The sequence below is a fragment of the Ancylobacter sp. genome (genome assembly GCF_965249975.1).
Classification (GTDB): Bacteria; Pseudomonadota; Alphaproteobacteria; order Rhizobiales; family Xanthobacteraceae; genus Ancylobacter.
In genome coordinates, this window is the sequence record NZ_CBDFNE010000021.1 from 1 (window position 1) to 10,537 (window position 10,537).

Consider the following 10,537-nt stretch of genomic DNA (forward strand, 5'->3'; position numbering starts at 1 on the left):
AAGGCGGCGGTGATCCAGCTGTCCAAAAGCCTCGCCATGGAATGGTCGGATCGCAACATCAGGGTGAATGTCATCAGCCCCGGCTACACCTTCACCCCGATGAACGACCGCAGCGAGGTCGCGGACCATCTGGAGGTGTTCCGCAGGGATACGCCGATGCAGCGCATCGCCAGCTCCGACGAGATGATCGGCCCGGCGGTGTTCCTCGCCTCGAACGCCTCCTCCTTCGTCACGGGAATCGACCTCATCGTCGATGGCGGTTTCGTCTGCTGGTAGGCCCGGCCGCCGGCGCCTCTGTCCGCTCGCTTGTCGGCACGACCCCCCCGATCGCCGGACGGCTCCCTCGCGCGCGACCTGTTCAAGAGGTGCTGGCCGCGTGCGGGGCTTCGACCAGGATCGGGGGACGGCTGGGTTACTCCCAGTGGCCAAGGGGACAATTCGTCGGGGCGTCCGGCACAGCGGCCATCGCGACGTGATAGCGTGACCCCGCGTAAGCATGGCCGGTGGGGGTAAAAGTGGATCGCATCGTTCGTTTGCTCCGACCGGCGCTGCTGGTCGCGGCGGTCTTCGTCACATCGGCGGCCAGCCCTGCCCATGCGCAATCCGGCACCTACCAGCCGCCCGCCTATCGCGAGCCGGTGGTGCTCTCGAGCGTCGACGGTGTGCTGGAAGTGACGCTCACCGCCCATCAGGGCGAAGCCACGCTCGATACCTCGCCGGTGCCGGTGAAAAACACGCTGCTCTATGGCTATGAACTCGTGCGCGGCAAGGCGTCGAACGGGGTCCGCGCCGCGCGCGACAACTACCCCGCGCCGACGCTGCAGGTGTTTCCCGGCGAGAAGCTCATCATCCATTACGAGAACGGGCTCGCCGGGCTCGGCATTCGCGATTTCTACGATCCGCGCTACACGGCCGAGGGCGGCGAGGTGCCGGTCTATCCCCCGCAGCTCACGGTCTCGCCGCTGAACCTGCACACGCACGGCCTGCATGTCAGCCCCAAGGCGAATGCCGACAACGTGCTGCTGCACATGCCGCCGGGGACCGTGAACACCTATGTCTATGACGTGCCCGCCAGCATGCCGCACGGCCTGTACTGGTACCATCCGCACCTGCACACGCTGACCTCCGCCCATGTCTATCTCGGCCTCGCCGGCCTGCTGGCGATCGGGCGGCCGGACGGCAATCTGCCCGTCGTGACGCAGAAGGCGATTCCCGTGCGCAGCATGGCGCTGCAATACAACTTCGTGTTCGACCGCGACGGCCCGTCACCGAGCTTCGCCAATCCCAACTGGCCGCAATTCGTCAGCACGCTCACACCCCCGGCGGAGGGTGAACTGGCTGCCGGCACCTATCGCCCCATTCTCGCCCCGGTGGACTTCACGGACGCGCCCAAGGGCGCGCGCTTCGCCACCGTCTGGTATGCCGGCGCGCTGTCGATCCACAACATGCGCGGGCGCTTCCAGTTCATCCCGAACAATTTGCAAAGCTTCACAGCCGCCGCCGGGCCGCCGGGAAATGTGCCCGCCGACCCGGACCTACCGGACCATGCGCGCGATATCCAGTTCACGGTGAACGGCCAGTTCCAGCCGGTGCTGCGCGGCAGGCCGGGCCAGACCGAGATCTGGGTTCTCGCGAATATCAGCGACATGGCCTATATGAGCGTGCGCCTCACCGAGACCGCGACCGGGCATCACCCGAAGATCGCCATTGTCGGCCAGGACGGCAATCCCAGCCCCTCCGTGCGTTATCCCGTTGATGAGGGCGGCACCCGGCTCGTCATTCCGCCGGCCTCGCGCTTCGCCATCGCGGTGACGCTGCCGCTGGAGGGCGAGCTCGTGCTCGACATGCCCGCGCGCGGGGGCGGCGCCCGCACCGAGAACGCGCCCGGCATCCTCTACACCAGCAATGGCACCGAGAACCCGCCCGCCGTGCTCGGCACGCTCAGCGTCGCGCCTGCCGCCGTCAGCTATTATGACGGCTTCTTCCTGTTCCCGACGCAGAAGCTGATGAGCGCGGTGGTGGAAGGCGAGAAGGGCGAGGCCATGCCGTTCACCGAGGGCCAGAAGCTGGGTGCCTTCACCTCCTTCGACGACCTGTCGAGCGTCACACCGGATCTGACGCGCCACATCCTCATCAATGGCGGCTTCCTCAACGATCTCGCCAGCAAGGTCGATCCCAAAGCGTTCATCTACGCCTTCGACAGCGCCGCCTTCCCCAATGTGCCGATCCTCCAGCCGCGGCTGGATTCGGTCGAGGAATGGGTGTTCAGCAACGAGAACAATGACGAGCACCCCATTCATGTGCACGTCAACGACTTCCAGATCGTCTCCGTCTCCGATCCCACCATCGGCCTGAAAATGGGCGCGGTGCTGCAGGGCATCGACAACGCCAATGTGCCGGCCCCCAATCTCGGCCCGGAGGAAACGGTGATCGAGCCGGGCCGGCTCGCCATCCGCACCCGCTTCGAGGACTATGCCGGCCTGTTCGTCATGCACTGCCACCGGCTCAACCATGAGGACAACGGCCTGATGGCGCTGGTCAACGTGATCCCGGCCATCTCGGCCTATGCGGTCGCGGTTCCCGGCGGGCCAGGCCGCGCCGCCACGGTGCGGGTGATGGACGGGAACCGGCTGCTGGCCACCGTCACCCCGTTCCCGGGCTTCGAGGGCACGCCGAGCGTCGCCATCGGCGATGTCGACGATGACGGGGTTTATGATCTCGTTGTCGGCTCAGGGCCCGGCCATGCGCCGGAAGTCGCCGTGTTCTCCGGCGCGGGAAAGAAGGGCGCGCCCTTCACCGTGGAACTGGCGCGCTTCCTCGCCTTCGATGCCGCGCTGACGAATGGCGTGAGCGTCGCCGCCGCGCAGATCGACGGGCGAACCACCGGCGACAACATCATCGTCGGCTCCGGCCCCGGCGTGTCGAGCGAGATCCGGGTGTTCGGCTCGCTACTGCCGCCGGTCGGCACGGTGCCGGAGCTGTTCGCAACCTTCAACCCGTTCTATGGCGAGCGCAACGGTGTCACCGTCACCACCGGCTTCGTCGATTTCACCACCGGCCGGCAGAGCCTCATCGCGGCGCCCGGCCCCGGCTCGCCGGCAGTGGTGAAGGTGTTCGTCTTCCCGCTGCTCACGGCGATGGAAGGCGAGATCGGCAGCCACGCGCATCGCGCTAAGGGCCCGCCGCGCCCGGTGCTGTCCGCCTCCTTCACGCCCTTCGGGGCCGATTATCGCGGCGGCGTGTCGCTCGCCACCGGCTGGCTGGCCGGCACGCTGGGCGGGGCCGAGCGCATCGTCATTGGCCAGCAGGACGGGGCGGAAGTGGCGGTGTTCTCTGCCGGCTCGGCGCTCGATGGCGGGCCGGCCATGTATCTGCACAGCGCGGCCGCCCATCCGAAGGCGGAGTTCCGCGAGATGGCGCGCTTCGCGCCCTTCGGGCCTGACGCACGGGGGGTGAGCGTGGCCACGACGAGCACCACCGAAGGTGCCGATCTCCTGGTCGGCACGAAGGAGGGCGCGGCCAGCGGAACCGTGCGGCGCTTTGGCATGGAGCGGGCCGACGTGACGGCGCGCACCCTGACCCCGCGGCCTCTCGCCGAGGTGGGGATGCAGGGGATCGTCGGCATGGTGCTCGCCGGCGACTGACGGCGCTGCGCGGCCGGGGGTGGCGGCACTATTGCGGTTGCCGCCGGCATGAGGCGGTCCGTCCCGTCACGACACCGGCGGTTGCTGCGTCCTCAGGGCGGTGAGGAAGGTCAGGAAAATGACGGCATAGAAGCGCATGAGCACGGGCATCAGCGCCGGGCTGGCGCGATAGCCGCCCAGCCCCGGCACGCTGGAGGCGAAGCCCAGTGCCTCGGCGCGCTGTAGCACATTGGCCACATGCGCGCGCGAGACGTGAAACTGCCGCGCCAACTGGCTGACGGAGACCGGCTCGTCTCGGGTAATCAGCGACACCAGCATGACGAGGCCCGCATCGCGCTCCGCCAGGTCCTGCAGTTCCGGTGCGGCGGCGAACACCCGCAGGCCCCGGCGGAAGCAATCGGCCATGGCGTGGGTGCAGGGGCCGAACAAAAGCTCGTCCGGCAGGACGCGGGCCGCCTCGGCTGCCGGCGCGTCGATATGGGCGATGGCCGCGAACATGCCGTTCCAGCGCTCGCGCTGCATCTGAAGGAGCGCGGCGGTGGGCATCAGCCGCCGTTCCCTCGGCCCCGACTGGGGCATGTCCGCCAGCAGGCGCTTGAAGCGCAGCGCGGCGAGAAAGGCGGTGGCGCGGCCGGCGCTGCAGACATCGAGTTCCACCACCTCGCGGCGCAGCCGCGCCCCGGTCACGCCGGTTCCGCCGCTTTCGGTGAAATGCAGGTCGAGAATGAGCAGCACGGCCAGAAGCCGGCCACGGTCATTCAATAGCCGGTTACGGATCCAGCTACCGTCGTACAGCCGGACGGCATTGCCGGCGGCGGCCTCGACGGCGGCGGAAAATCCCGGAGCCGCCATCAGCCGGTTGATCGCCTCGGCTCCGAACAGCCGAAGCACGGGTTCGGGAAAGGACGCGGCGGGCCCCGCTGCCGCGCTCACGCGGTCGCCCGTCTCATGCATGGGGCCATCCGACGATTCCAAAATGTGACGTTGCCTATAGCACACCCCGCCTCCAAAGGTCGGTCGGGGGGGCGTCCTTCCCCAGATTGCGGCCGAGGCGGAAAGCCTCGCGCAGGAGCCGAGGAATGTGCATGGCCGGTCTGATGTCGCTCCCGCGCAACGCTGCAACGGCCCTGGCTCCGCGTCGGCTGCCCCTGTCGCTCCTCATGTCGTCGGTCGCCATCTGCGCACTGACCACCGCCGCCGCCGCCCAGACCGCACCGTTGACCGGGCCGGCCCTATCGTCCTTTCAAAACACAGGAGCCAACGGTCTCAGCGGCCAGAACGCGGACGCGTGCAGCTACCCGCCCTATAGCGGCACGACCGGCAATCCATCCGACAGCGTCTCCACGAACTTCAGCACCGGCCTAACGTCCGGCACCGAGTACTTCGCAACGCTTCTCCTCGTGAACGTCACCGGCGGGCAGGGCGGGGCGGGGGGAAGTGGCGGCAGCTGCTATGGCGGCCAGCCCGGTGGCGCTGCCGGGGATGGCGGGACAGCCGACGCCACCGTCAGTGTGGCGTCGGGCGCCTTTGCCTTCGTCTATTCCGGCGTCGTCGTGATCTCCCAGGGCGGCCGGGGCGGCAATGGCGGCTCCACCTCGTCGGTGTCCTTCCAGGGCGGGGGCGGCGGCGATGGCGGCAATGGCGGTGCGGTCAGCGTCACGATCAGCAACAACATCGCCTTGGGAGTTATCGGCAATGATTCCTACGGTATCTGGGCCCAGAGCGTGGGTGGCCAGGGCGGCAATGGCGGCAATGAGAACAGTTCCGTCAGCAGCGGCAACGGCGGTGCGGCGGGAACGGGCGGAAACGGCGGCACGGTCACGGTGTCGAATGCGGCCGCCATCGTCACCGCGCGGGCACCTGCCATCTTTGCACAGAGCATCGGCGGAAATGGCGGCGACGGCGGCAGCACGAATGGCTGGTTTGGGGGAGTCAGCGGCGGCGGCGGCTATGGCGGCGACAGCGGCACGGTTACCGTAACCAACGACGCCGGGGCGGACATCCTGACCGCCGGCGCGGGGTCCTATGGCATCTACGCCCAATCCGTCGGCGGCGGCGGCGGCAATGCCGGCGTGGCCGCAGGACTGGGGGCGCTGGGCGGATCCGGCGGCCCGGCCGGCCAAGGTGCGGCGGTCACGGTGACCAATTACGCCAGCATTGGCACCGCAGGCGCGTCCTCCGCCGCCATTTTCGCGCAGTCTGTCGGCGGCGCCGGTGGGTCCGGCGGCCTGGCCTTCAGCAACGCGCCCGGCCTCGCCATCGCTCTGGGCGGCTCCGGAGGCGACGGCGGCAATGGCAACCAGGTTATCGTCCTCAATGAGGGCAATCTCTGCACCGGCGGGTGCGGCGTCATCGGGTCGCCCGCGACCACGGCGGGCGGCGCCTATGGCATTCTCGCCCAGTCCATCGGCGGCGGTGGCGGCGCGGGCGGGTTCGGCCTGTCGGGCTCGGCCTCGCTGGTGACGGGCGTCTCCCTGGCGGTCGGCGGCACCGGCGGCCAGGGCGGCGGCGGCGCCAGCATCTTCGTAGGCAATAGCGGCAGCATCGCCACCTCGGAAATCAACTCCGCCGGCATTCTCGCCCAGTCCATCGGCGGCGGGGGCGGTGCGGGCGGCGGCAGCCTCGCCTTCGACCTGTCCGGCGGGGTCTCCGCCGCCATCGCCCATGGCGGCAGCGGCGGTTACGGCGGGGGCACCAGCCCCGTGGCCGTCAACTGCAACAGCTATTCCGGCAATTCCGCGAACAACGGCGCCTGCACCTCGATTTCCAACCTGCCAACCTTCAGCGGCCCGGCGACGTCGGCGGTCATTTCCACGGCAGGAGACAGTTCACCGGGCATCGTCGCCCAGTCCATCGGCGGCGGGGGCGGCGCGGGCGGCTATGCGGTGACCCTGTCCGGCTCGGATGTCGGCAGCTTCGCCATGTCCTTCGGCGGATCCGGCGCCGGCGCTGGCGACGGCGGCGATGTCTATGCCAGCACCAATGGCGCCAGCATCTCCACCTTGGGTGACGATTCCTCCGGCCTGGTCGGCCAGTCGATCGGCGGCGGCGGCGGCGCGGGTGGCGCCTCGGTTTCCGGCACCGTCACGACCGGGACCGTCATCGGCATAGGGGTGGGCGGCACGGGCGGCGGCGGCGGCAATTCGGGATCGGTCATCGCCGACAATTCCGGCGGCGTCATCACCACCAACGGCGAACGCTCCCACGGCATTCTCGCCCAGGCCATCGGCGGCGGCGGCGGGGCCGGCGGCAACACCATCGCGGTCACTGCCGATGCCGTGTCCGGTGGTCTCGCCATCGGTGGGACAGGGGGCAGCGGCGGCGTCGGCGCAGCTGTCTGGGTCTATAACCAGAACAGCTCCACCAACCCCAGCTACGGAACCGGCGCCATCACCGTCAATGGCGTGGGATCGAGCGCGATCGTCGCCCAGTCGATTGGTGGCGGCGGTGGCAGTGGCGGATTCAGCCTCTCGACGGACCTCAGCATTTCCGCGGCGGTCGGCATGACCATCGGCGGCGCCGGCGGCAGCGGCAACAGCGCCGGGGACGTGACGGTGCTCAACGATGGCGTGCTGACGTCCAATTACGGCGGCGCGCCTGTTCTCCTCGCGCAGTCCATCGGCGGGGGCGGCGGCAATGGCGGCTTTGCGACCACCGGCGATTTTTCCAGCGATGGCGCGTTCAGCCTGGCCGTTGGAGGCGGCGGCGGCTTCGGTTCCAATGCCGGCAATGTCAGCGTGACCAGCAATGGCGCCATCGTCGGCATGGTCGGTTCCTATGGCGACCAGCCGCGCGGCACCGCCCCGGGCGTGCTCGCCCAATCCATCGGCGGGGGAGGCGGCAATGGCGGCTTCGCCGCGGGAGGCGACTTCTCCGGGACGGCCTCGGGAAGCCTCGTCATCGGCGGCAGCGGCGGCAGCGGCGGCGCGGCGGCGACGGCCAGCATCACCCTCAACGCCGATGTGACGATGAACGGCCCGTTCGCGCCGGGCGTCGTCGGCCAGAGCATCGGCGGACAGGGCGGCAATGGCGGCTTCACCGTCGGGGGCGGCCTTAGCGAGGGGCTGGCCGCCAGCGTCAATCTGGGTGGGGATGGTGGCGGCGGAGGCATCTCGGGCAATGTCATCATCCAGACGCAGAATGTGAGCTCGGAGGGCTTTAACCAGTCCGCCGGCATCATCGCCCAGTCCATCGGTGGCAATGGCGGCACGGGCGGCTGGGACTTCGCCGGCGCCCTCGGCTCCGGCGCCAGCGCGCCTGTCAGCATCGGCGGCCCCGGCGGCGGCGGAGGCAGCAGCGACGGGGCCCAGGTGACGGCCAACGGCCAAACCGCGACCAACGGCCTGTTCTCGGCCGGCATCATCGCGCAGTCCATCGGCGGGGATGGCGGCAATGGCGGGTTCACCGCCTCGGCAGCGGGCTCTGTCGTCTTCGCCTCCAGCGTCGCCGTCGGCGGCAGCGGCGGCAATGGCGGCGGCTCCTCTACGGTCGACGTCACGGCGTCCGGCACGGTCAGCACCCGCGCCGGCCAGTCCATCGGCATTCTCGCGCAATCCATCGGCGGCACGGGCGGCAATGGCGGCTTCGCCATCGCCGGTTCCGGTGCCACAGGCGGGGGCGACGCCAATGTGTCGGTGGGCGGGGGCGGCGCCACCGGCGGGATCGCCGGCAGCGGCGAAGGGGCCGGCACCGTCACCGTCACCGCCGCCGACATCTCCACCAGCGCCTATCTCTCGGCCGGCATTCTCGCGCAATCCATCGGCGGCGCCGGCGGCAATGGCGGGTCGAGCCGCGCCTTCAGCCTCTCCGGCATCAGCGACAGCACGGACGGCGCGGCGGCCAGCGTCGCTCTCGGCGGTGTCGGCGCGCCGGGCGGCGACGGCGACACGGTCACGGTCACGCAGTCCGGCGTGATCCAGACCGGCACGGCCGGCGCCTTCAGCGACCAGTCGGCCGGCATCATCGCCCAGTCCATCGGCGGCTCCGGCGGCAATGGCGGCTCGGCCGATGCCAATGCGACCTCCACCACCGCCTCGGTCGCCCTTGCCATTGGCGGCGGCGGGTCGACCGGCGGCACCGGCGGCGCGGTGACGGTGAACAGCAACACCAGCACATCAGGCAGCATCACCACGGTGGGCATGCACTCATCCGCAATTCTCGCCCAGTCCATCGGCGGGGGCGGCGGCAATGGCGGCTGGACGCAGGCCAGCGCCTCCAGCAACGATTATGCGGCGGGCCTCGCCATCGGTGGCTTCGGCGGCGGGGGCGGCGATGCCGGCGCTGTCACCGTGAACAATGGCGGCACGCTCGTGACCTATGGCGCGCTCTCCTACGGCATTCTCGCCCAGTCCATCGGCGGGGGCGGTGGCAATGGCGGCGCGGCCTCCAGCAGCACCACGGCGGGCAGCGGGCAGGAGCTGCAGGGCGGCGTCACCTCGGTGGCGGGGGCCGGAGCCGGGCAGGACGCAAGCAATGTGAGTTCGGCGGTCTCCGGCAGTTCCACCGACCAGCCGGAAAGCAGCAATGACGGCGCCAGCGCGGGCATTGCCGCCGCGCTCACCATTGGCGGCTTCGGCGGCACGGGTGGCGACGGCGCCGCCGTTGTCATCGCCAATACGGGGTCCATCTACACCTATGGCGACCAGGCCACGGCGGTCCTCGCCCAGTCCATCGGCGGCGGCGGCGGCAATGGCGGCGCCAGCAGCGCCAATGCCAACGGGGATTCCTACGCCGCCTCGTTCAGCCTCGGCGGCGGGGCCGGCGACGGCGGCGACGGCGGCAGCATCAATCTCACCACCTATGGCTATGTCCAGACCTCCGGCCTGATGGCGGCGGGCATCTTCGCCCAGTCGGTGGGCGGTGGCGGCGGCAATGGCGGCTCCTCGTCCAGCACGGCCGGCAGCGGCGGCCAGGCGGCGGTGAGTATGAGCCTCGGCGCCGCAGGCGGCGATGGCGGCAATGGCGGCGCGGTCACGGTGACGGTCGGGGCATCGCAGCTCGCCTATGTGAGCACGCTCGGCCCGAATGCGGCGGGCATCTTCGCCCAGTCGGTGGGCGGGGGCGGCGGCAGTGGCGGCTCCAGCGTCGCCAGTTCCAGCGTTTCCTCGTCCAGCAGCTCCGGCGGGTCCTCGTCCAGTTCCACCGGCAGCCTGTCGGGGGCGGCCAGCGGCAGCGCGACCTCGGCCTCAGCCGGGACGAGCGGGGGACAGCAGGGCAGCCAGTGCGGCAGCGATGGCGGCACCTCGCTCGCCCTGAGCCTCGGCGGCAGTGGCGGCACCGGCGGCGCGGGCGGCGATGTCTCGGTGATCAACACCTATGTGATCGCCACCGGCGTCGATCTCTACGATTCCGACACCATGGTGGCGGCGGGGGACCATTCCTCCGCCATCTTCGCGCAATCGGTGGGCGGCGGCGGCGGCAATGGGGGCGCCAGCACGACGAATGCCTCGGCCAGCGAAACCAGCGTGGCGCTGTCCATCGGCGGGGCCGGGTCGGGCGCGGGCGGCGGCGGCACGGTTGGCGTCACCACCCAGGGCACGCTGTCGACCAGCGGTTACAATTCCAGCGGCGTCTTCGCCCAGTCGGTGGGTGGCGGCGGCGGATCGGGCGGCGCCTCCTCCTCGACATCGGGCGAAGGGGGCACGGCGTCCATCGGCCTCGGCCTTGGGGGCAGCGGCAGCGGCGGCGGCGCGGGCGGGGACGTGACCGTCACCGTCAATATGGCGGTGGCCTGGGGCGGCCTGTCGACCGGGATCACTACCCAGGGCGACCGTTCCTACGGCATCTTCGCCCAGTCGGTGGGCGGCGGCGGCGGCTCGGGCGGCGCGCTGGTCTCGGCGGCGACGGGGCCGGCCAATAGCGGTTCCAGCGGTGGCAGCAGCAGTAGCTCGGCC

The 10,537-nt window shown here is 70.4% G+C and carries 4 protein-coding genes; 3 read left to right on the forward strand and 1 reads right to left on the reverse strand.

Annotation, left to right across the window (positions count from 1 at the left end; translation table 11 throughout):
• The coding region (locus tag ACP2AH_RS20555; RefSeq protein WP_425107511.1) for an SDR family oxidoreductase at positions 1 to 276 on the forward strand (276 nt) is incomplete at its 5' end.
• 239 nt (positions 277 to 515) lie between these two features.
• Positions 516 to 3,644 (forward strand): multicopper oxidase family protein, encoded by a 3,129-nt coding sequence (locus ACP2AH_RS20560; protein WP_425107512.1) that lies wholly within the window; start codon positions 516 to 518, stop codon positions 3,642 to 3,644.
• Positions 3,645 to 3,710: 66 nt separating this feature from the next.
• Here the strand turns inward: ACP2AH_RS20560 and ACP2AH_RS20565 are convergent, their stop codons facing one another.
• Entirely contained in the window at positions 3,711 to 4,598 is an 888-nt protein-coding gene (locus ACP2AH_RS20565; RefSeq protein ID WP_425107513.1) for a hypothetical protein, read from the reverse strand.
• 131 nt (positions 4,599 to 4,729) lie between these two features.
• On the opposite strand from ACP2AH_RS20565, the gene ACP2AH_RS20570 reads away from it, so the two are divergent.
• Positions 4,730 to 10,537: beta strand repeat-containing protein (locus ACP2AH_RS20570; protein ID WP_425107514.1), on the forward strand; the 5,808-nt coding region annotated here is incomplete at its 3' end.

Bases quoted from the DNA above. Each gene is read 5' to 3' on its own strand.
- ACP2AH_RS20565 (WP_425107513.1), bottom strand. From the start codon at position 4,598: ATGCATGAGACGGGCGACCGCGTGAGCGCGGCAGCGGGGCCCGCCGCG.